This is a genomic window from Streptomyces sp. CA2R106, assembly GCF_037034245.1.
In the GTDB taxonomy this organism is placed as follows: domain Bacteria; phylum Actinomycetota; class Actinomycetes; order Streptomycetales; family Streptomycetaceae; genus Actinacidiphila.
Genome location: NZ_JBAGKC010000004.1, coordinates 100,410 through 122,691 on the forward strand (window position 1 = coordinate 100,410; position 22,282 = coordinate 122,691).

Below are 22,282 nucleotides of genomic sequence, written 5' to 3' on the forward strand. Positions count from 1 at the left end.
GGTGGTTCGGGTGTTCGAGGCCCCCGTGGGGGCGGCCGTACGCGGCTATTGACACCCGTCACAGGGGGATCATAGTCTCCACGCCACAGAATGGCCGTTAGTTTTCACATCCACGGTGATCGTCTTCACGCGTCAGATGGTGTGGAAGGAGGACGTGCCGGTGACCGCACTGCGGCCGTACGCCCTGCGGTGCGAGCACCGCACCACTCCCCTCGGCATCGACGACGGCGCCCCGCTGCTGTCCTGGCGCCTCGCGTCGGACCTGCGCGGCGACGCCCCGGCCGCCTACCGGGTGGTGGTCGCCGAACAGCCCCTGGACGACGAGCGGGACGGCGAGCAGCCGGGCCCGGCGGGCGCCCCGCAATGGGACAGCGGCCGGGTCGAGGACGCGGGCGCGGTCGGCGCGGTGTACGCGGGCGGGCCGCTGCGGGCGCGGACCCGCTACCACTGGCGCGTGCAGGTGTGGGCGGCGGCGGGCGGGCCGCCGGCGGCCGCGTCCTCCTGGTTCGAGACGGGCATGGCGATGCGCCCGCCCGGCGGCGCGCCCGGGTCGGGCCCGCCGCAGTGGCGCGCCTCCTGGATCACCCACGACCCGAACCCGGTCGACGTCATGGACGCGCCCACCGAGGGCGAACTCGCGCTGGACGACTACGGGTTGTCGCCCTGTCCGCTGCTGCGCCGCGCCTTCCCCGGCCCGGCCGGCACCCCGGGCACCTCCCCGCTCGCCCGCGCCCGCCTGTACGTCACCGCCCGCGGCCTGTACGAGGTGCACCTCAACGGCACGCGGGTCGGCGACGCCCAACTGGACCCCGGCTGGACCGACTACACCCGCCGCGTCCAGTACCGGACCTACGACGTCACGGAGCTGGTCGTCCCCGGCGAGAACGTCCTGGCCGCCACGCTCGCCGACGGCTGGTGGAGCGGCTTCGTCGGCTTCGAGCCGCGCCGGGCCGGCGCGCACTACGGCACCCGCCCGCAGTTCCTCGCCGAACTGCACCTCACCGCCGCCGACGGCACCGTGCGCACCGTGGTCACCGACCGCACATGGCGCACCCGCACCGGCGCGATCCGGTACGCCGACCTGCTCAAGGGCGAGTGCCACGACCTGCGGCGGGCCGCGGACGGCTGGGAGCTGCCGGGCTACGACGCGGGCCGCTGGGCGCCGGCCCTGGTGGTGGACGCCGACCACCGCACCCTGGTCGCCGCCGTCGACGAACCCGTGCGGGCCATGGCGGAGCTGCCGCCGGCCGCCATCACCCGGGTCGGACCGGCCACCCACATCGTGGACTTCGGGCAGAACCTCGCCGGGCGGGTCCGGCTGACCGTCAACCGCCTCGCCGAAGGCGCCCGGTTGGTCGTCCGGCACGCCGAAGTCCTCGACGGGCAGCGCCTGTACACCGCCAACCTGCGCACGGCCGCGGCCACCGACGTCCTGGTCGGCGACGGCCGCGACCGGGTCGAGTTCGAGCCGCGCTTCACCTACCACGGCTTCCGCTACGCCGAGATCAGCGGCATGCCGGAGTTGTCGGCGACCGACGTGGTGGCCGTCGCCCTGCACAGCGACACCGCCTGGTCGGGCTCCTTCGACTGCTCGGACCCGGAGGTGCGCCGGCTGCACTCCTGCGTCGAGTGGGGCCAGCGCTCCAACTTCGTGAGCGTGCCCACCGACTGCCCGCAGCGCGACGAGCGGCTGGGCTGGACCGCCGACGCGCAGGTCTTCCTGCCCACGGCGGCGCTCAACGCGGATGTCGCGGCCTTCTTCACCAAGTGGCTGGACGACGTCGCCGACGCCCGCACCCCCGACGGCGGGTTCCCCAACGTGGCGCCGCGGCTGGCCGGCGTCGCCGACGAGGGCGCGCCCGGCTGGGCCGACGCGGGCGTCATCGTGCCCTGGCACCTGTACCGGACGTACGGCGACCGGCGGTTCCTGAGCCGGGCGCTGGACGCGATGCGGGCCTGGGTCGCCCTCGTCCACCGGCACAACCCCGACCTGGTGTGGCGCAACCGGGTGGGCCCGCACTTCGCGGACTGGCTCGCGCCCGGCACGCCGACCCCGCGCGAGGTCGTCGCCACCGCGTACTTCGCGCACAGCGCCCACCTCACCGCGCTGGCCGCGCAGGAGCTGGGCCGGCACGACGTCGCCGCCGAGCACCACGGGCTGGCCGCCGCCGTACGGGCCGCGTTCACCGCCCGCTTCGTCACCACGGAACCGCACGGCGGCGGTGACGGCGGCATCGCCCACGACAGCGACGGCGGCGGCCCGCGGCAGGTGCGGATCGCGGGCGACACCCAGACCGGCTACCTGCTGGCACTCGCCTTCGGCCTGCTGCCCGCGCGCCTCGCGGCCCCCGCCGCCCGCCGGCTCGCCGAACTCGTCGAGGCGGCCGGGCCCGCCCTGCACACCGGCTTCCTCGGGGTGGCGCTCGCCGCGCCCGTCCTCGACGCGTACGGACGCGCCGACCTCGCCCACGCGCTGCTGCGCCGCACCGACGTCCCGTCCTGGCGCTACCCGCTGCGGCACGGCGCCACCACGATCTGGGAGCGCTGGGACGGCTGGACCCCCGAGGCGGGCTTCCGGGCACCGGCGATGAACTCCTTCAACCACTACGCGCTCGGCTCCGTCGGGGAGTGGCTCTACCGCGGTGTCGCGGGCCTGGACCAGCACCCGGACTCCGTGGCGTACCGGCGGCTGCTGGTCCGGCCCCGCCCGGGCGCCTTCGACCACGCCGGCGCCCGATACGAGTCCGCGCGCGGCACCGTCGACGTGCGGTGGCGGCGCGAGGGCGGCCGGATCAGCCTGCGCGTGCAGGTGCCGCCGGGCGCCACCGCCGACGTGTACGTGCCCACCACCGATCCGGACTCGGTCCGCGAGAGCGCCGAGCCGTCCCGCACGCCGGGCCGCCGCCCGGAACCCGTACCCGTACCCGCGGCCGGGCCCGGGTCCGCGCCGGCCCCGCCACCCGCACCCGGACTCAGCCCCGCACCCGACCCCTCCCCCGTCCCCGGTCACGTCCACCGCCACGTCGCCTCCGGCACCTACCACTTCACCGCCGTGTACCGCCCGGCGGCGGCACTCCCGCCCGCCGGCCACCCTGAGGAGGACACAGCATGAGCACGGGTTCCCGCAGCCTGCCCGGCCAGGGCGCAGTCAGCCGCCGAGGACTGCTGCGGACCGGTGGCGGTGTCGCGGCCGCGGCCGCGCTGTCCCCGGTCCTTGCGGCCTGCTCCGGGTCGGGCGGCTCGGGCGGCAAGGTGCGGGTCGTCGGGGTGGCCGACGAGCAGCAGCCGGTCACCGAGCTGATCGCCGCCTACCGCAAGAGCCGCCCGGGTGTCTCCTTCAGCACCTCCTTCGCGCCCACCGACCAGGTGCAGACGGTGGTCCGCACCCAGCTCGCCGGCGGCAACGCCCCCGACGTGCACGTGCTCTACCCCGGCAGCGGCAGCGCGATGTCCATGGTGGAGCTGGCCAAGGCGGGGCTGCTGGCGGACCTGGACGACCAGGCGTGGACGAAGACCATCCCGAAGAACTTCGACGCCGCCTACCGCAGGGACGGCCACACGTACCTGTACTCGGCGGGCAGCAGCGTCATCGGCGCCATCTACAACAAGCAGGCGTTCGCCGACGCCGGGGTGGAGCCGCCCGGCACCTGGTCCGAACTGCTGGATGTGTGCGGCAAGTTGAAGGCCAAGGGCACGATCCCGATCGCGCTCGGCGCGCAGACGCCCTGGGTCACCCAGCTCATCACCTACGCGCTGGTGCCCAACGCCGTGTACGCGAAGGACCCGCACTTCGACGACGAGATGGCCGCGGGGAAGGCGACGTTCGCCGGCTCGGGCTGGGCCGACGCGATGGGCCGCTACCTGGAGTTGCAGAAGCGCGGCTTCTTCAACGACCACCCGGACGGCACCACGTACGAGCAGCAGACCTCGATGGTGGCAACCGGCAAGGCGGCCATGGCCGTTCAGGTCACCTCGGTGCTCGCCAACTTCCGGCAGGCCGCGAAGTCCCCCGACGACCTGGGCATGTTCCCCTTCCCCGGCGGCGACGACGCGTCGAAGCTGTGGATACCGGCGGGCATCGTCGTCGGGCTCGGGGTCTCCGCGCGGGCGAGGAACGCCGCCAAGGCCAAGCAGTTCGTCGCGTTCCTCGGCGAGCAGAAGAACCTCAACGCCTGGGCGTCGGCGGTGTCCGCCATCCCCTTCTCGCGGGACGCGACCACCAAGCTCGACCCGGTGCTGTCGCCCTTCCTGCCGATCATCGACGCGGGCCGCGCCGTGCCGTTCATGGACCAGCGCTGGCCCAACGCCGAGGTGCAGCCCGCCCACTTCGCCGCCGTGCAGGACCTGCTCGCCGGCCGCACCGACGTCAAGGGCGCGCTGGCGCAGATGGACAAGGCGTACAGGAAGGCGTCGTGAAGCGGGCGGCTGCCGTGAAGCCCGCCGTCCGGGTGCGCCGGCGCGACCCCACGGTGCCGCCGTGGGTCTTCGTGCTGCCCGCGCTGGCGGTGTACGCGCTCGTGGTGCTCTACCCGAGCGTGGCGGGCGTGGTCTACGCGTTCACCGACTGGTCGGGCATCGGGTCGTTCTCCTTCGTCGGCCTGGCCAACTTCCACACTCTGCTGCACGACGACCGGGCCGTGCAGTCGATCGGCAACACGCTGCTGCTCACCGTGGCGATCGTGGTGGTGCAGAACCTCGTCGGGCTGCTGCTGGCGCTCGGTGTCAACGCCAACATCCGCTCCAGGACGCTGCTGCGGGTGGTCTTCTTCGCGCCCGCCGTGGTCAGCCCGGTGATGGTGGCGTTCCTGTGGAAGTACGTCTACAACCCCGACAGCGGCGCCGGGCTCAACGGCGTGCTCGGCGCGGTCGGGCTCGGCGGCCTGCGGCAGGACTGGCTGGGCGACCCGTCGCTGACGCTGTGGTCGGTGGCGGCGATGGTGGTCTGGCAGTACGCCGGCTACTCGATGGTGATCTTCCTGGCCGGGCTCCAGGACGTGCCGCCCGAGCTCCAGGAGGCGGCGCGGATCGACGGCGCCGGGACCTGGCAGCGGTTCCGCTACGTCACCTGGCCGCTGCTGGCGCCCGCGCTGACGGTGAACCTGATGCTGTCGACGATCGGCGGCCTCAAGCTCTTCGACCAGGTGTACGCCGCGACCGACGGCGGTCCCGGCACGTCGAGCGAGACGCTGTCCACGGTGCTGTACAAGGAGGCGTTCGTGTACGGGAAGTTCGGCTACAGCACGGCAGTGGCGCTGGTGCTCGCGCTGTTCGTGGCGGCGGTCTCCCTGGTCCAGCTGCACTACCTGCGGGCCCGGGAGGTCGCCGCGTGACCGCCGCGACGGCCGGACCGGTCGGCGCGGACGCCGGCGGCGCTGGGCGCCCGGTGGCCGCGCCCGGCCGCCGGCGCCGACGGCCGGGCTACGGGCGCTACCTGCTGGAGCTGGTGATGGTCGCGGCCGCCGTCGCGTTCCTCTTCCCCGTGTACGCCCTGGTGACGCTGGCGCTGAAGAACCCGCAGCAGATCGCCGACTCGCCGCTGTCGCCGCCGACGTCACCCACGTTCGGCAACTTCGGCGACGCCTGGTCGTCGGCGTCGCTCGGCTCGGCGCTGGTCAACAGCGCGGTCATCACCGCGGCGAGCCTGGTGCTGCTGGTCGTCGTCGGCTCCACCGGCGCCTACTACCTCGCGCGGTGCGCGAGCGGCCTCGGCTACGGGCTGTACGTGCTGTTCCTGCTCGGGATCGTGCTGCCCTTCCAGCTCGGCATGATCCCGCTGTACAAGCTGGTCGACGACCTCGGCTGGCTCGGCACCTACCAGGGCATGATCCTCTTCTACACCGGCATCCAGATGCCGTTCACCGTCTTCCTCTACACCGGCTTCATCCGGGCGCTGCCCCGGGACTACGCGCAGGCCGCGCTGATCGACGGCTGCGACCACCGGCAGGCGTTCACCCGGGTCGTCTTCCCGCTGCTGCGGCCGGTCACCGGCACCGTGATCATCCTCAACGCGGTCTTCGTCTGGAACGACTTCTTCACCCCGCTGCTGTACCTGGGCGGTTCGGGCAAGCAGACCGTGCCGGTGGCGGTCTTCTCCTTCGTCGGGCAGTACGTCTCCGACTACGGCCTGGTCTTCGCCGGACTGGTCCTCGCCGCGCTGCCGGTGCTCGTGGTCTTCCTGCTGCTCCAGCGCTACGTGATCAAGGGGTTCGCCGGTGGCCTCAAGGGCTGAGAGCCCGCCCGCCGGGCCCGCGGTCCCCGCGGAGATCGCCGCGGTCATGGCCGACCCGCCGCGCGCCTTCTCGCCGGCCGCGCTGTGGTGGTGGAGCGGGGAGCGGCTGGAGCGGGCCCGGCTGCGGGCGCAGCTCCAACGCCTCGCCGAGGGCGGGGTGTTCCACCTCGTCATCCTCAACCTGGCACCGTCCGGGCCGCTGTTCGGGTCCGACGCCGACGACCCGCCCTTCATGTCGGCCGCCTGGTGGGAACTGCTCGACGGGGTGTGCGAGGACGCCGCCGCCCTGGGCGTCTTCCTGTGGTTCTACGACCAGTTGGGCTTCTCCGGCGCCGACCTCCAGGCCCGGCTGGTCGACGAGCGGCCGGACTACGGCGGGCGCGCGCTGGAACGCGTCCGCGCCGACGTGGACGGCACCGGTGTGCTGCGCTGCCCCGCGCACGGGCAGCCCGTCGCCGGCCACGCCGTACCGCTGTCCGCCGCCGGCCGCCCGGCCGGTCCCGCGGTGCACCTCCCCGTCGACGGCCGGGCGGTGCGGCCGCCGGGCCCGGGGCACTGGCGGCTGACGCTCCACCACCATGTGGCGCGCGGCTTCGACTACCTCGGCGCGCAGGCGTGCGCGGCGCTCCTGGACCGGGTGCACGGCGCGTTCGAGCGGCACCTCGGCGACCGGCTCGGCAGCGTGGTCGTCGGCTCCTTCCAGGACGAACTGCCGTCCCTGCCCACCTGGTCGGCGGAGTTCGCCGAGGAGTTCGCGCGGCGGCGCGGTTACGACCTGCGGCCGCATCTGCCCGCCCTGTACGCGGACGGCGGCACCCCTCGTACGAGCGCCGATCCCGCCGGCACCGATCCCGCCGGCACCGGCCCGGGCGTCGCCCAGGTGCGGCACGACTACCAGCTCACCCGGGCGGAGCTGGCCGAGGCCGCGTTCTTCCGCCCGCTCGCCGCCTGGCACGAACGGCACGGGCTGCTCGTCGGCTGCGACCAGCAGGACCCGGCCCGCGCCGGCCACCCCGTCGGCGGCGTCCAGCTCTACGCCGACTACGCCCGCACCCACCGCTGGTTCTCCGCGCCGGGCAGCGACCACCACGGCGACGCCCGCGTGCACTCCTCGCTCGCCCACCTCTACGGCCGCCGCCGCACCTGGATCGAGGCGTTCCACTCCACCGGGTGGGGCGGCACCCTGGAGGAGACCTACGACTGGCTGCTGCCGTGGCTGCGCGCCGGCGCGACGCTGTACAACCCGCACGCGGTGTACAGCACCACCAAGGGCGGCTGGTGGGAGTGGGCGCCGCCGGGCACCGACTGGCGCCAGCCGTACTGGCGCCACTACCGGGTCTTCGCCGCCGCCGTCACCCGGCTGTGCGCCGTGCTCGGCCTGGGCCGCCACCTGTGCGACACCGCGGTGCTCGCGCCCACCACCACCGCGCAGGCCGGCACCGCGCTGGACGGCGTCTCGGCGGCAGCGGCCCGCGCCCAGGAGACGTATCTCGAACTCGTCGGCGACATGGCCTGGTTCCGCACCCGGCCCGGCGTGCTCGACCGGCTCGGTCGCGACGCCGACGTGATCGACGACGACTCCCTGGCGCGGGCGGAGGTACACGGCGGCGCGCCCGCGGACGGATCGTCGGCCGGTTCGGGCGGCGGATCGGGGGACGGGCCGCGGCTGTGCGTCGCCGAGGAGCGCTACGCGACGGTCCTGCTGCCCGCGTGCACCGTCCTCACCGCGGACACCGCCCGCCGACTGGCGCAGTTCGCGACCGCCGGCGGCCGGGTCGTCGCGGTGGGCGCGCTGCCCGAGGAGGCGGTCGGCGCGGGCGGCGCCGAGGCCCTCGGCGCGCTGCGGGCGTGCTTCGCCGACGGGCGGGCCGCCTTCGTCGCCTCGCCCGGCCGGCTGACGGACGCCACCGCCGGTCCGCGGCCGCGCGTCGAGGCGACGGTGCCCGCGCTCGTCCGGCAGGTCGCCGGCACCACGGTCGTGTTCCTGACGGCCGCCTCCCCCCGCGCGACCCGCGCCCGCGTCGCCGCCCCCGACGCGCGCGGCGCCGCCCTCGGCTGGCTCGACGCCCGCTACGACTTCGACCCGGCCCGCTACGCCCCCACCGCCCGCGTGCGCGTACGCACCGGACCCGCGCCCGGCCCCGCCCTCCTCCTCGACCCGTTCGGCGCCGCCCCCCGCACCCTGACCCCCACCCCCGCCCCGGACTCCCCCGGACACCACGACATCGAGGTCCCCTTCGACGCCGGCCCCGCCGCGCTCCTGCTCCTCCTCCCGCCGACCGCCGGAACGGACCCGGTGGGCGGCGGCCCGTCGCGGGACGGCGCCCCCGTCCACGTGACCACGCTGCCTCCCGGCACCGCGTGGGAGTCGGTGCTGGTGCCGACCGCCGACAACTCCTGGGGCGACTTCGACCGTCCGGCGGGCAATCGGCCCGAACAGCCCGGGCTGGTCCGCACCGAGGTGCACGCGTTCCGGCACCGGGTGGAGGCGGCCGGGGAGGACGGCGTGCGGGACGGATGGGCCGAGGCGGGCAGCGGCGCGGTGCCGGACGCGGTGGGCGTGTACGCCACGTTCGGGCCGCACGCGGTGCTGCGGGGCGCGGCCGGGAAGTCGGTGCGGGTGCTGGAGTGGTCGCAGACGCGCGGCATCCGGAAGGACCCGGTGCACCGGGCGGTGCTCGGCCCGAAGGGCCACGTGCCGGAGGAGTTCGTGCACGTCGGTCCGACGCCCGCGGGCACGACCCGGCGGGTGGCCGCGGACCTGCTGCTTCCGGCGGCGTTCGAGGGGCACCTCGCGGTCGGCGCCACCGCGGCGAAGGCGGTGCGGCTGGCCGGGCGGCCGGTCGAGTTGGCGGACGGCGGCCATCTCGCCCTCGGCCGGGTGCGGTTGTCGCCCGGCCGTATCCCGCTGGAGCTGGATCTGACGCCGCATCAGGACACGGACCTGCGGGTGCACATGGCGCTGGTCCGGGACGCGGCACGCTACCGCCGCCCGGAGTGGATCACCGCGACTCCCCCGCCTGATGAGGCCGTTGAAGGAGCCGTACGCGTGGGCACCTCCGTGACGTTGGCGCGGCGGCCCGCGCGCGCCGTGGTGCAGGTCGCCGCCCTCGGCCGGTGCGTGCTGCGGGTCAACGGCGAAGTGGTCGGCCGCCAGGGCGGGTTCGACCCGTACGTGGAGCACGCGGTGCCGCGGGTGCGGCGGCACGAGGTGGCCGCGGCGCTGCGGGCGGGCCGCAACGAGATCGTGGTGGAGGGCGCGGGCGGCGACGGCCTGGCGGTGCTGGTGGACGCGCGCTGCCACGACGCCGCCGGAGCCGTGGCCGCGGCCTTCCACAGCGACGGCCGCTGGTGGGCGGAGCGCGGCGGCGTACGGGTGCCGCCGGTGGTGCGGCGCGCGCCCGAGGGCGACCCGGCGGCCCTCCACCTGTGGCATCGGCCGCACCCGCTGCCGGGCGCGGCCTGGCTGGACCCGGACGCCGACGACGGCACCGTGCTGCCCGCGGGGTTCGCGGTGCCGGGGCGGGCCCGGCCCCGGGTGGAGTGGCTGTGGTGCGAACTGCCGCCCGGCGCCGTACGGGTGGCGGTCGACGTGTACGGCGGCGGCACGCTGTTCGTCGACGGCGAGGAGTGCGGCCGTACGTCCGGCGCCCGCGGACGGCAGACGTTGTCCGCGTGTCTGGCCGCCGGAGCGGACCTGCCGGGTGTGCGCCGTGCCGCGCTGCGGCTGGTCCCGGAGCCGGGGTGCGAGGGCGGCGCCGCCCTGGCCGGGCCGCTGCGCTGCGAGGTCGGCCCGGGCCGGATCGCGGTCGGCGACTGGGAGGACCGCGGCCTGGCCGGGTACAGCGGCGGGGTCCGCTACCGGCGGGTCCTCCACGTGCCGGCCGCGGCCGGGCGGGTGCGCCTGGACCTCGGCCGGGTCCGCGGCACCGCGGAGGTGGCGGTCGGCGGCGTCCCGGCGGGGGTGCGGATCTGCGGACCGTACGTCTTCGACCTGACCGGGCTGGTGGCGCCGGGCCCGAACACGGTGGACGTCACGGTGTTCGGCACCCTCGCGCCCTGGCTGGACGCCACCAGCCCCACGCACTTCGTCTTCCCCGGCCAGCGCGTCTCGGGCCTGCTCGGCCCGGTCCGGCTGCTCACCGACGCCCCGCCGCCCGCTGCCGGTGGCGGCTCCCGCGACGCCTGACCCGCCCCGGCGCGTGCCGCGCCCACCGCACGCGGCGACGCCTCGCCGACCGCACGACAGGGTCGTGGCGTGCGCCTCAGGGGCGGCTGGACTGCGGGCCCCGCCAGCGGTCCCGGGCGCAGCCGACCCTGAACAGGTAGTCGGCGTAGCCCTGTTCGTAGTGGGCGACAGCGGCGGGGTCGGGGTCGACCACGGCCTCGGGCGCGGTCCAGGCGGCCGTGTCCACCGCCCGTCCGATCGCGGCGCCGTGGGCGGCCAGGCCGGCCAGCACCGCGCCGCGCGCGCCGGGCTCGGGGCCGCGCGCGACCCGCAGCGGGCGGCCCAGCACATCGGCGAAGAGCCGCAGCCACCCGGAGTTGCGGGCGCCGCCGCCGCAGACCGCCAACTGCCCGGTGAGCCCGGCCGCTTCGAGGCAGTGCCGGGCGGCGAACGCGATCGCCTCGCACATCGCGCGGACCACGTCCGCGGAGGTGGACCGCAGGTCGAGCCCGGTGAACTCCGCGCGCGCGGCCGGGTCGACGAAGGGCGCGCGCTCGCCCGACGGCGACAGGTAGGGCAGCGCGGCCACGCCGCGGGCCCCGAGCGGGGAGGCGTCGAGCAGGTCGGAGAGCTGGTCGTGGGTCGTGCCGGTCAGCCCGAGCACCCACTCCAGCGCCGCGGTCCCGGTCATCGCCGGCAGCGCCCGCAGGTGGCGGTCGGGGCGGGCCGTGGCGAGGTGGAAGCCCACCGGGTCGCCTTCGAGGTCGACGTCCGCCACGACCACCTGGCAGGCGAGCGTGGTGCCCACGATGAGCAGCCCGTCACCGGGTTCGGTGACCCCGGCGCCCGTCGCGCAGGCCGGCAGGTCGTAGGGGCCGCCGGTGACGGGGGTGCCGTCCGGCAGGCCCGCGGTGCCCGCCCGGGCCTGCCCGTACGGCAGGGTGGCGGCGATCGGCGGCAGCAGCCCGGCGCGGTGGGCGACGCCGAGCGCGGCGAGCGCGTCGGGGGCGTAGGTGCGGGTGCACGGGTCGAGGAAGGGCACCGACGCGTCGGACAGGTCGGTGCCGCGTTCGCCGGTCAGCCGCAGGTGGATGACGTCCTTGCAGCAGGCGGCGGTGGCCGCCGCGTCCAGGGCGTGCGGTTCGTGGCGGTCCAGCCAGGCGAGCAGCGGCCCGGGCGAGCCGGGGAAGAGCACGTTGCCGGTGCGGTGGTAGAGCCGGTCGGCGGTGCCGTCGGCCATCCACTCGGCGACGAGGACGCCGGCCCGCCCGTCCATCCACGACATCGCCGGGCGCACCGCCCGGCCCCGGTCGTCCACCAGCCACAGGCCGTCGCCCTGGCCGGTGACGGCGACCAGCGCGGGCCGCTGCCCGTTCGTGACCGCGCCGATCACGGCGGTCGCGGCGCGCGCGACCTCCTCGACGTCCTGCTCGACGGCCTCGCCGTGCCCGCCGAGCGCGATCGGCACCGACTCCACGCGCAGGGTCGTGCCGTCCTCGGCGAAGGCCGCCGCCTTCGCGACGGATGTCCCCATGTCCACTCCGACGAACACCGTGCGTTCCTTCCCTCGGCTGGAAGACCTTCGGCTGAACCACGTGCACAGGGCGCGAACGCCGCTTGCGGGTGAGGCGGGAGGTACGGCGGGAGCAGGCGGCGCGCCTACGCCACGCGGTGGGCCAGCGGCTCGCCGCGCAGGAAGCGGCCGACCTCCGCCGCGGCGATCCGGGCGGCGTTGTGGGCGACGGAGGTGTTCGCGCCGGCCAGGTGCGGGGTCATGACCAGGCGCGGGGCGGTGCGCAGCCGGGAGTGCGGCGGCGGGGGCTCGACCGCGAAGACGTCGAGCGCGGCGGCGGCGAGGTGCCCGGTCTCCAGGCCGTCGCACAGGGCGTCCTCGTCCAGCAGCGCGCCGCGGGCGCAGTTGACGACGACCGCGCCGTCCGGCAGCAGCGCCAGCTCGCGGGCCCCGAGCATCCCGCGGGTCTGCGGTGTCAGCCGCGCGTGCAGGGACACCACGTCGGACTCGCGCAGCAACGCGTCGAGGTCGGCGACGGGTTCGCCGGCCGCGCGCAGCACCTGCTCGTCGGCGTACGGGTCGTACACCCGCACCCGGGCGCCGAACGCGGTCAGGGCGCGAGCCACCCTGCTGCCGACCGCGCCGCAGCCGATCAGCCCGACCCGGGCGCCGTCCAGGCCCGGGCCGCAGTTGTCGTAGGTGTAGAACTCGCCGGCCCAGCGGCCGGCGGCCAGCGCGGCGGACGTCTCGGGGATGCGGCGCATCGCGGCGAGCATCATGCCGACGGTGTACTCGGCGGTGGCGGCGGCGTTGCGGCCGGGGGTGTTGCAGACCTGGACGCCGTGCTCCCTGGCGGCCTCCAGGTTGACGTTGACCGGGCCGCCGCGGCCGACGACCACCAGCCGCAGGTCGGGGGCGCCGTCCAGGACCCTGCGGGTCACCGGGCCCATCTGGGTGACGCACACCTCCGCCCCGCCCAGTGCGGCGAGCATGGTGTCCTCGTCGCCGGACGCCTCGTCGACCTCGGCGACCGGGCCGAACGGGGTGAGCGGCCACGGCAGCCGCAGGTGCTCGACGCTGTGGCCGGCGCCGATCTCGGACGCCAGTTCCCGGGCGAACAGGTCGGGTGCGACGAAGTGGTCGCCCGCTGCGAGGATTCTCATGGCCGAGGTCTCCTTCATCGGTCGGTCGCGTGCTCGGGCCGGGGCGCTCTCACGTCCCGGTCGGAGCGGTCTCGTAGGGGACGCCGCTCTCGTCGAGGGAGCGCAGGACGTCGGGCGGGGTGCGGTCGTCGACGACGACGAGGTCGAAGGTGCTCAGCGGGGCCAGCCGGTGCAGCGCGGTGCGCCCCAGCTTGGAGTGGTCGATCATCAGGACGCTGCGGTCGGCGGCGCCGAGCATCGCCCGCTTGACCGCCACGATGCGCTGTTCCTGGTGGTAGGCGTAGGAGCCGTAGACCGACGAGGTGGACACGAAGCACAGGTCGACGCGGAGCGCCTCGACGGCCTCGACGCAGGGCACGCCGAGGAAGGAGTCGTGCAGCCGGTCGTAGTCGCCGCCCAGCGCCATCAGGTGCAGCCCGCGCTCGTCGGAGAGCAGGTTGAGCGCTTCGAGGAAGTTGGTGACCACGGTGAGCGGTTCCATGCCGGGCAGCAGCCGGGCCAGTTCCAGGGCGGTCGTGGAGTCGTCGATCATCACGGACATGCCGGGTTCGATCAGGGTGGCCGCCTTCGCGGCGACGGCCTCCTTCTCGGCGCGCATGGTCTTCTTGCGGAACGCGACGTTGCTCTCGAACACGCCGGAGGGCTGGACGGTGACGCCGCCGCGGAACTTGCGCAGGATGCCCTCCCGTTCCAGCTCGTCGATGTCGCGGTAGATCGTCATCAGGCTGACCCCGAACCGCTCGGCCAGGACGGACGCGGAGACCGAGCCCTCGGCCAGCACGTGGTCCGACAGCTCGCGGCGGCGCTGCGACGGCCCCCGGCGGTTCTTGTCCTGTGGCATCCCTGCGGTTCCCGTTCCGATCCGGCGACCGACGACGGCGGTCCGCCGCGGTCGGTGCGCGCGACGGCCTGCCCATAACAGTCTGCACTGTGGATATAACATTCAATACTGAGGTAGCGTTCGGCAGTGTTCACCACACGCGGCGGCCCGGTCAAGGCGTCGGGCGGCCCGCGCCTCCGCCTCTGGGCAGGTGGGAGGCCGGATATCGGCGCTCGCGGGCCCGTTTGGACCGGCACCGGCCCGGCTGTGGTCGCGGTGTGAAAAGCCTCCCCGCGCCACCGGGCGGCGAACGTGCGGCGAGCGGACGACGAACGAGAGGACCCGAGCCCGTGACGGACACGCCCGGCCAGGACCTGTGGGTGGGGATCGACCTCGGGACGCAGGGCGTACGCGCCCTGGTGGTCGCGGGCGGCGGCCAGGTGCTCGGCCGCGGCTCCGCGCCGCTGACCGGCCACCGCGACGGCCACCGGCACGAGCAGCTCCCCTCCGACTGGTGGCAGGGCGTCACCTCCGCGGTGGCCGGGGCGCTGCGTACGGTGGCGCCCGCGCGGGTGCGGGGCCTGGCGGTCTGCGCCACCTCCGGGACGGTCCTGCTCACCGACGCGCAGGGCGAGCCGCTGACCCCGGCGCTGATGTACGACGACGGGCGGGCGTCGGCCGAGGCGCGTTTCGCGCAGGAGACCGGCGCCGAGGTGTGGGACGCGCTCGGCTACCGCATCCAGCCGAGTTGGGGGCTGGCGAAGCTGCTGTGGCTGGCCGGGCACCAAGACCGCGGCGGCGCGGCCGCCTTGCGGGGGGCCCGGGTCTGCCACCAGGCGGACTTCGTCACCAGCCGGCTGGTCGGGCACCCGGTGGCGGCCGATTCCAGCCACGCCCTGAAGACCGGCTACGACCTGCGCCGCCGGGAGTGGCCGCACGCTCTCCACGAGCAACTGGGCCTGGCCGAGCTGGAGTTCCCGCCGGTGGTGGCGCCCGGCAGTGTGCTCGGCACCGTGTGCGCGCAGGCCGCGGCCGCCACGGGCCTGGCCGAGGGCACCCTGGTCGTGGCGGGCATGACGGACGGCTGCGCGGCCCAACTCGGCTCCGGTGCCTGGGACGTCGGGCAGTGGAACAGCGTGCTCGGCACCACGCTGGTGCTCAAGGGCGTCACCGCGCAGCCGCTCACCGACCCGGCCGGCGTGCTCTACAACCACCGTGCCGCGGACGGCAACTGGCTGCCGGGCGGGGCCTCCAGCGTCGGCGCGGGCGCGCTGGCCCGGGCGTTCCCCGGCGCCGACCTGGCCCGGCTGGACCGGGCGGCCGCCGCCCACGAACCGGCGAGCGTGCTGTCCTACCCGCTCGTCTCGCGCGGCGAGCGCTTCCCCTTCCTCGCGCCCGACGCCGAACCCTTCACCCTGGGCACCCCGTCCGGCGACGCCGACCTGCACGCCTCGCTGCTCCAGGGCGTGGCGTACGTGGAGCGGCTGTGCCTGGCGTACGTGCGGCAGCTCGGCGCGCGGATCGAGGGGCCGGTCGCCTTCACCGGGGGCGCCACCGGCAGCGCCTACTGGAACCAGTTGCGGGCCGACGTGCTGGGCCGCCAGGCCGCGGTGCCCGAACACGCCGACTCCGCGCTGGGGATGGCGGTGCTGGCCGCCCACGGCGCCGGGCCGGACGGCGCGTCGGGGTCGGCCGGCGCGTCGGGGCCGGACGGCTGGTCGCGGCTGCGGCCGATGGTGAAGGTGCGGACGGTCCTCGATCCGCGGCCCGAGGCGAGCCGGCGGTTCGACGAGCCGTTCCGGGCGCTGCTGGACGCATGGGAGCACCGCGGCTGGCTCCCCGCGCAGACGGCCGCCTACGCACGGGAGCACGGATGACCGCCACCCCTCCGCCTGCGGCCCCCGCGGCCACGCTCTTCCTGGTCCGGCACGGCGAGACCGTCTGGCACGAGGAGAACCGCTACACCGGCGTCAGCGACATCGCACTGACCGCGCGCGGGCTGGACCAGGCCGAAGCACTCGGCGCCTGGGCCGGCGGCGCCGGGCTCGACGCCATCGTCACCTCCCCGCTGTCCCGGGCCCGGCGCACGGCCGCACCCGCGGCGCGCGCCACCGGGCTCCTCCCCGCCGTCGAACCCGGCCTGGCCGAGGCCGACTTCGGGATCGCCGAGGGCCGCACCATGGCCGAACTGCGCGCCGCGCACCCCGAGGCGGCCGCCGCCTTCACCGCCGACCCGGCCGCGCACCCGTTCCCCGGCGGCGAGGACCCGCTCGCCGCCGCGGCCCGCGGCGCGGCGGCGCTGCGCCGGGTCGCGGCCGCCCACGGGGGCCGGCGCGTGCTCGTCGTCGCCCACAACACCCTGTTCCGGCTGGTCCTGTGCCAGTTGCTCGGCATCCCGGCGCAGCACTACCGCCGGGTCTTCCCCGCACTGCGCAACTGCGCCACCACCGAACTGCGGCTGTCCGCCACGACGGCGTCGCTCCTGACGCTCAACGTCCCCACCTGGCAACCATAAGGACATCCGGTTGCGCGCCCCCGAGCGCGGGCGAGAGGGTGTGGGGGTGACTGAACCGGGGGGCCGGAACGAGGAGTTGACGCGCGCCTTCATGGCCGCGGAGGGCACCCGCCAGATCCTGGCGGTGCTGGTGCCGGTACGGATCGCGGCGGACCCGCCCTGGCCGAAGGGCCCGCTGCCGGTGGCCCACCCCGACGCGGCGGCCGAAGAGGCCGCGCGCCGCGGCCTGTTCACCGCCTCCGCCGGACGCGCCCTGTACGACCGGCGCTGGCACACCCGGCCGGACCCCGCCCCGCAGCAGGGGCCGATGCGGCTGGACGGGATGGAGCTGCTGCGCACCCCGACCAGCCGCTCACCCCGACAGGGCCTGGCCGTCCTGCACTTCACGGTCGCCGGGGCGCCGCTGCTGCCGCTGCTGCGGGCCGTCAGCCGGCGCCGGCAGCCCATCGACCCGGACCCGCTGTCGGGCCCGTTCGCGCCCGCGGCGCTGCTCGCGGGCGCCGCCGACACCGCGACGCCGGCGGGGCCGTTCGCCCTCTCCCGCCCGTACACCGTCGCGTTCCTCACGCCCCCGGACCACCTGACCCGGGTGATGCGCGCCGGCGACACCGCCGATGTGCCGCTCGACGCCGACCTGCTGCTGCGCGCGCTGGCGTCGCGGGGCAGCCCGTCGGACCTGCCGCCGGCCCCGGAGGCGCTGGCCCGGATACGGTCGCAGGTGAGCCGGATCTCGGCGGACTGGAGCGCGCTGGTGCTCCGCCAGGGCGCCGCCTTCCTCGGGCACCGCCGCGACACCGGCCCCGGTGACTTCTACGACCGCGCCCTCGCCAACGCGCGCGGCACCTACCTCGACGCGCTGCTGCTGGGCACCGCGCAGCGCGACCACATCGACGAGCTGACCGACGACCTGTCCTCGGTCTTCGGCGCCACCGGTCTGGCCCGCCGCTCCGCCGACCTCGAACGCCGGATCGCGGTCTTCCGCAGCACCTACTGGCGCCAGCACCTCAGCGCCCACGGCCCGGCCAACAACCTGCTGCTGGACTTCCACACCCGGCACCAGCTGCCCGCCCGCTTCGAGCAGATCCTCACCGAGGCGGCCGACTACGCGCGGCTGGCGCAGAACCAGGAGAGCCAGCAGATCGCCGGCGCCCTGGGTGTGCTGACCATCCTCGGCCTGCCCCTCTCCACGGCCCTGTCCGTCCTCCAGGTGCTCGGCGACACCAGTGCCGCCGACCTCACGATCGCCCTGGCCGCCTCCCTGGCGGCCACCGCCGCCGCCCTCACCACCCGCTACGGCCGCCTGGTCCTGTCCTCCCTGCGCGGCGGCCCCCGCTGAGAGGGCCCGCGGACCAGGCGGGCGTAGGTCGGGCGGCGGGTCAGTTGTGGGCGTGCAGGGCCGCGTTGAGGCCGCCCCAGGAGCCGGTGCGCTGGAGGACCTCGACCTTGCCGGTGGTGGAGTTGCGGCGGAAGAGGAGGTTGTCGGCGCCGGACAGCTCGACCGCCTTGACGATCTCGCCGTCGGGGAGGGTGACCCGGGTGCCGGCGGTGACGTACAGGCCCGCCTCCACCACGCAGTCGTCGCCCAGCGCGATGCCGAGCCCGGACTCCGCGCCGAGCAGGCAGCGCTCGCCGACCGAGACGCGCTGGGTGCCGCCGCCGGACAGGGTGCCCATGATCGACGCGCCGCCGCCGATGTCGGAGCCGTCGCCGATCACGACGCCCTGCGAGATGCGGCCCTCGACCATGGAGGTGCCCAGCGTCCCGGCGTTGAAGTTGCAGAAGCCCTCGTGCATGACGGTGGTGCCCGAAGCGAGGTGCGCGCCGAGCCGGACCCGCCCGGCGTCCGCGATGCGCACGCCCGCGGGCGCCACGTAGTCGGTCATCCGCGGGAACTTGTCCACGCCGAACACCGACAGGTGCGTGCCCTCCGCGCGCGCCGCGAGCCGGGTCTGCTCCAGGTGCGCCACCGGCACCGGCCCGAGCGAGGTCCAGGCGACGTTGGCGAGCAGCCCGAAGACGCCCTCGAGGTTCAGCTCGTTCGGCCGGACCAGGCAGTGGCTGAGCAGGTGCAGCCGGAGGTAGACGTCATGGGTGTCCAGCGGCTTGTCGTCGAGCGAGCCGATCACCGTACGGACCGCGACGACCCGCACGCCCCGGCGCGGGTCGGGGCCCAGTGCCTTCGGCGCGGCCGCGCCCAGCAGCTCGGCGGCGCGCTCCTCGCTCAGGTGCTCGGTGCCCGAGGGCCCGGGCTGCCCGGCCAGTTCCGGAGCGGGGTACCAGGTGTCAAGGACGGTGCCGTCGTCGGCGACGGTGGCGAGGCCGGCGGCCGCGGCACCAGGGCGGATGTCAGTCATGCCCCTCAAGCTAGCCGGTCCCCGCGGGGCGGGGCGAACCCGCTCGCGGCGACGGGCCGACCGGTTCGGGAACCGGCCGGCCGCGGGGGGTGGAACCCATAACGTTTCAGGTCCGCCTCCCCGTCCTCCCATCAGGCCCGGCCCGGGCGCAAGGGCGCGGACGCGCGCCGGCCGTACCGGCCCACGCCGAAGCCGACCGGAAGCCGACCGTGAACAGCCGTTCTGCCCGCATACGACCGGTACCTTCGCCGCGCCCCGGCCGAAAACCGGTCCCCGCACGACGGTTGCCGCACCGGTGAGCCGTGGATAGCGTGTCCACCGGTCAGAGCTGAAACATTTCAATCCCCGCTGCGCCGAAGGCGGTTGCCGAGCGTGTCCGAGACCGCCGGCGCCACGCCGGCGCTTCGACAAGGAGCGAGCCATGTCGCACAGCACGGAACCGGGTCCAGGGCCGAAGCGGCGGAACGTCCTTCGCGCGGGGGCCGCCTCGGTGGTCGCCGCGGCGGCGCTGCGCGGGATACCGGCCCAGGCCGCCGCGCCCGCACCGGCCGCCGCGCCGGCTCCCGAGGGCACCGTGCCCCTCGCGGCGGCATCCGGCGCGCGCCCCGCCCCGAGCGGGCGGTGGGACGCCTTCAACCTCTCCCCCGCCGGCCGCACCCTCACCCCCGTCGCCGTGTACGCCACCACGGGCAGCGTCAGCGGCGCCGGCGGCCTGCTGCGCAAGCGCGGTGCCGCCGCCCGGCTGCGCGGCGCGGGCGCGTCGGTCACCCTCGACTTCGGCAGGGAGGTCGGCGGCTACGTCACCCTCGCCGTGGGCGCCGGCACCGACGCCAGCCAGCAACTCGGCCTGACCTACAGCGAGTTGTCGACGTACGTCAGTACCGCGTCGAGCGACGGCTCCAACGGCGGCAGCAACGACGAGCCCCCGGTGGTCTATCCGGCCGCGCCGTCCGGCCGGATCAGCACCGCGACCGACGTGCCCGTCGCCGGCACCGACGCGACCGACCCGGCGAGCCAGCTGCGCGGCGGCTTCCGCTACCTGACGGTCGTCAACCAGTCCGGCGGCACCGTCGAACTCACCGGCGTCCAGGTGGAGATCACCTTCGCGCCCAATGCGGCGGACCTGCGCGCCTACCCCAACTACTTCTCCTGCGACGACGACCTGCTGACCCGCGTCTGGTACGCGGGCGCCTACACGGTGCAGACCAACATCGTGGCCAACGACCAGGGCCGGGTCTGGGGACCGCCCGCCGTCGGCTGGAACAACGGCGCGCGGATCGGCGAGGCCGGGCAGACCGTGCTCGTGGACGGCGCCAAGCGCGACCGCACCGTGTGGCCCGGCGACCTCGGCATCTCGGTGCTCACCGACTACGTCTCCCTCGGCGACATGCGCACGGTCCGCGACTCCCTCCAGACGCTCTACAACCACCAGGCCGACAGCGGCGCCCTCCCCTACGCGGGCCCTGCCGTCGACTTCATCGGCAACTCCGACGCCTACCACCTGTGGACGCTGATCGGCACCGCCGCCTACCTCCAGTACACCGGTGACACCGCGTGGACCACCGGGATCTACCCCCGGTACAAGGCCGCGCTGGACTACATCACCGGCAAGATCGACAGCGACGGGCTGCTGGACGTCACGGCCGCCGCCGACTGGGCGCGCACCGACTCCGACGGCAAGAACATCGAGGCCAACGCCATCATGTACCGGGCGCTGGCCACCGCCGGTCCGCTCGCCCGCGCCGCGGGCGACACCGCGACCGCCGAGGACAGCGCCGCCCGCGCCGCCGCGCTCAAGTCCGCGGTGGAGGCGGCCGGTTACTGGGACAGCGGCGCCGGTCTCTACCGCGACAAGCCGGGCTCCGCCCTCCACCCGCAGGACGGGAACGCGCTGGCGGTGTGGTTCGGCCTGGTGCCGGACGCGGACCGGGCGGCCGCGGTGAGCACCGCGCTCGGCGCGCGCTGGACGCCGGTCGGGGCGCTCAGCCCGGAGAAGAGCGCCGAGGCGGTCCACCCTTTCCCCGGCGGCATGGAGGTGCACGCGCACTTCGCGGCGGGTCGCGCCGCCACCGCGCTGGACCTGATCCGCCGCGAGTGGGGCTACATGCTCGACGCGCCCCAGGGCACGGCCAGTACGTTCTGGGAGGGCTACCGCACCGACGGCAGCTCGGACTACTCCGGCTCCTACATGAGCGCCGCGCACGGCTGGTCCACCGGCCCGACCTCGGCGCTGACGTTCTGGCTGCTGGGCATCGCACCCGCCGCGGACGGCTCGGCCGCCGGCTACCGGATCGCCCCGCACCCGGGCGGACTCGGCCGCGCGGAAGGGCAGTTGACCACCCCCGCCGGGGTGATCGCGGTGTCCTGGCACGACCGCGGCCACGGCACGTTCGACCTCACCGTCTCCGCCCCGCGCCGCGCGGTCGCGGAGGTCGCCGTCCCCGTACCGGCCACCGGCGGGTACACCGTCAGGGTCGACGGCGCCACCGCGTGGGCCGACGGCCGGGCGTACGCCCAAGCCGCCCGGGCGGAGGACGGCCGGGTCGTCCTCACCGGGCTGCCCGCCGGCACCCGCGAGATCACCGTCCGCCCCGCCTGACCTCCTGCCGCGGCGCGCCCGTCACGGCGCGCCTTGCGGTCGGACGAAGTCGCGGGTCAGCGCGATCATCGCCCGGGCGGCGCCGCTGGGCGCCCGGTCGGTGGGGACGGCCAGCGACAGCGGCCAGCGCAGGTCCACCCCGGTGACGGTGAGCCGCGCCAGGCCCTCGGCGCGGCCGAGCACGAACCGCGGCAGGAAGGCGATGCCCAGGCCCTGGCGGACGTACGCCGCGCCGGTCGCGATGTCGGGGATCTCGATGGCGACCGTGCGCGGCACCGCGGCGGCGGTGAAGGCGGCGTCGGTGACGCTGCGGGTGCCGAAGCCGAGCGGCGAGTCGATGAAGTCAAGGCCGGCCAGTTCGGTGACGGCCACGCTGCCGCGGCCGGCCAGCGGGTGGTCGGCCGGCACCACCAGGTCCAGCACCGAGGAGGCCAGCCCGGTCAGTTCCACGTCGGCCGGGCGCGCGCCCGGCAGCGCCACGAAGGCCAGGTCGAGACGCCGCTCCCGCAGGGCGTCGACCAGCCCCCTCGACCCGGAGGTGGCGGCGCTGATCTGCAACAGCACCCCGGGGTGCCGGCGGTGGTACTCACCCAGCAGCGTCGGGAGGTCGATGAGCTCCACCGAGGTCATGGTGCCCAGCCGCAGGGTGCCGCGCAGCCCGCCGTGCACCTCGGCCACCGCGTCGGCGGCGTCGCGGGCGGAGTCCAGCACCACCCGGGCCCGGGGCAGCAGGGCCGCCCCGGCGTCGGTGAGCAGCACCCGCTTGGAGTTGCGGTCCAAAAGCTGCGCGCCCAGCTCGCGCTCCAGCCTTTTGATCGACGCCGAGACCGCGGACTGCACCACGTGCAGGCGCGCCGCCGCCCGCGTGTAGTTGCCCTCCTCGACGACCGCCACGAAGTACTCCAGCTGCCGCAGATCCAT

14 protein-coding genes are annotated in these 22,282 nt (G+C 75.6%); 9 read left to right on the forward strand and 5 right to left on the reverse strand.

Annotated elements, in window-relative coordinates:
• Positions 1-115 precede the first annotated feature (115 nt).
• From WA788_RS08290 to WA788_RS08310, 5 genes are read left to right on the forward strand one after another with little or no spacing between them, the layout of a single operon-like run.
• Entirely contained in the window at positions 116-3,112 is a 2,997-nt protein-coding gene (locus WA788_RS08290) for an alpha-L-rhamnosidase (protein ID WP_335973376.1), read from the forward strand.
• On the forward strand, positions 3,109-4,416 hold the full coding sequence (locus WA788_RS08295) for an ABC transporter substrate-binding protein (RefSeq protein WP_335973379.1): 1,308 nt from the start codon (positions 3,109-3,111) through the stop codon (positions 4,414-4,416). The genes WA788_RS08290 and WA788_RS08295 overlap by 4 nt, the downstream gene beginning before the upstream one ends.
• On the forward strand, positions 4,413-5,330 hold the full coding sequence (locus WA788_RS08300) for a carbohydrate ABC transporter permease (RefSeq protein ID WP_335973381.1): 918 nt from the start codon (positions 4,413-4,415) through the stop codon (positions 5,328-5,330). Before WA788_RS08295 ends, WA788_RS08300 begins: the two co-directional genes overlap by 4 nt.
• The gene (locus tag WA788_RS08305) at positions 5,327-6,229 is read left to right on the forward strand and encodes a carbohydrate ABC transporter permease (RefSeq protein WP_335973385.1); all 903 of its coding nucleotides are present in this window, start codon (positions 5,327-5,329) and stop codon (positions 6,227-6,229) included. The genes WA788_RS08300 and WA788_RS08305 overlap by 4 nt, the downstream gene beginning before the upstream one ends.
• Complete coding sequence (locus tag WA788_RS08310; protein WP_335973389.1) at positions 6,213-10,418, forward strand: glycosyl hydrolase; 4,206 nt, start codon at positions 6,213-6,215, stop codon at positions 10,416-10,418. Before WA788_RS08305 ends, WA788_RS08310 begins: the two co-directional genes overlap by 17 nt.
• A gap of 76 nt (positions 10,419-10,494) precedes the next feature.
• Here the strand turns inward: WA788_RS08310 and WA788_RS08315 are convergent, their stop codons facing one another.
• The 3 genes from WA788_RS08315 to WA788_RS08325 all read right to left on the reverse strand — a co-directional run bounded on the left by WA788_RS08315 (position 10,495) and on the right by WA788_RS08325 (position 13,914).
• Positions 10,495-11,949: an FGGY family carbohydrate kinase gene (locus WA788_RS08315; RefSeq protein ID WP_335973391.1), complete on the reverse strand. Its 1,455-nt coding sequence runs from the start codon at positions 11,947-11,949 to the stop codon at positions 10,495-10,497.
• Positions 11,950-12,056: 107 nt separating this feature from the next.
• The gene (locus tag WA788_RS08320; protein ID WP_335973394.1) at positions 12,057-13,073 is read right to left on the reverse strand and encodes a 2-hydroxyacid dehydrogenase; all 1,017 of its coding nucleotides are present in this window, start codon (positions 13,071-13,073) and stop codon (positions 12,057-12,059) included.
• Between the two features lie 49 nt (positions 13,074-13,122).
• Entirely contained in the window at positions 13,123-13,914 is a 792-nt protein-coding gene (locus tag WA788_RS08325; RefSeq protein ID WP_335973395.1) for a DeoR/GlpR family DNA-binding transcription regulator, read from the reverse strand.
• Positions 13,915-14,243: 329 nt separating this feature from the next.
• On the opposite strand from WA788_RS08325, the gene WA788_RS08330 reads away from it, so the two are divergent.
• From WA788_RS08330 to WA788_RS08340, 3 genes are read left to right on the forward strand one after another with little or no spacing between them, the layout of a single operon-like run.
• Positions 14,244-15,770: an FGGY-family carbohydrate kinase gene (locus WA788_RS08330; RefSeq protein WP_335973397.1), complete on the forward strand. Its 1,527-nt coding sequence runs from the start codon at positions 14,244-14,246 to the stop codon at positions 15,768-15,770.
• Positions 15,767-16,408, forward strand: coding sequence for a histidine phosphatase family protein (locus WA788_RS08335; RefSeq protein WP_335973400.1), 642 nt, complete (start codon positions 15,767-15,769; stop codon positions 16,406-16,408). Before WA788_RS08330 ends, WA788_RS08335 begins: the two co-directional genes overlap by 4 nt.
• A gap of 46 nt (positions 16,409-16,454) precedes the next feature.
• Complete coding sequence (locus tag WA788_RS08340; RefSeq protein WP_335973403.1) at positions 16,455-17,744, forward strand: hypothetical protein; 1,290 nt, start codon at positions 16,455-16,457, stop codon at positions 17,742-17,744.
• A gap of 40 nt (positions 17,745-17,784) precedes the next feature.
• Here the strand turns inward: WA788_RS08340 and dapD are convergent, their stop codons facing one another.
• Positions 17,785-18,762: a 2,3,4,5-tetrahydropyridine-2,6-dicarboxylate N-succinyltransferase gene (gene dapD / locus WA788_RS08345; RefSeq protein ID WP_335973406.1), complete on the reverse strand. Its 978-nt coding sequence runs from the start codon at positions 18,760-18,762 to the stop codon at positions 17,785-17,787.
• Between the two features lie 421 nt (positions 18,763-19,183).
• Between dapD and WA788_RS08350 the strand changes: the two genes are divergently transcribed.
• Positions 19,184-21,361, forward strand: coding sequence for an alpha-L-rhamnosidase-related protein (locus WA788_RS08350; protein ID WP_335973407.1), 2,178 nt, complete (start codon positions 19,184-19,186; stop codon positions 21,359-21,361).
• Positions 21,362-21,382: 21 nt separating this feature from the next.
• Here WA788_RS08350 and WA788_RS08355 read toward each other — a convergent pair whose 3' ends face one another.
• Positions 21,383-22,282, reverse strand: coding sequence for a LysR family transcriptional regulator (locus WA788_RS08355; protein WP_335973408.1), 900 nt, complete (start codon positions 22,280-22,282; stop codon positions 21,383-21,385).

What these genes read in the sequence shown, in the direction of transcription:
- WA788_RS08295 (WP_335973379.1), top strand. Translation starts at nt 3,109, where the DNA reads ATGAGCACGGGTTCCCGCAGCCTGCCCGGCCAGGGCGCAGTCAGCCGC.
- WA788_RS08320 (WP_335973394.1), bottom strand. Translation starts at nt 13,073, where the DNA reads ATGAGAATCCTCGCAGCGGGCGACCACTTCGTCGCACCCGACCTGTTC.
- WA788_RS08325 (WP_335973395.1), bottom strand. Translation starts at nt 13,914, where the DNA reads ATGCCACAGGACAAGAACCGCCGGGGGCCGTCGCAGCGCCGCCGCGAG.
- WA788_RS08335 (WP_335973400.1), top strand. Translation starts at nt 15,767, where the DNA reads ATGACCGCCACCCCTCCGCCTGCGGCCCCCGCGGCCACGCTCTTCCTG.
- dapD (WP_335973406.1), bottom strand. Translation starts at nt 18,762, where the DNA reads ATGACTGACATCCGCCCTGGTGCCGCGGCCGCCGGCCTCGCCACCGTC.
- WA788_RS08350 (WP_335973407.1), top strand. Translation starts at nt 19,184, where the DNA reads ATGTCGCACAGCACGGAACCGGGTCCAGGGCCGAAGCGGCGGAACGTC.
- WA788_RS08355 (WP_335973408.1), bottom strand. Translation starts at nt 22,282, where the DNA reads ATGGATCTGCGGCAGCTGGAGTACTTCGTGGCGGTCGTCGAGGAGGGC.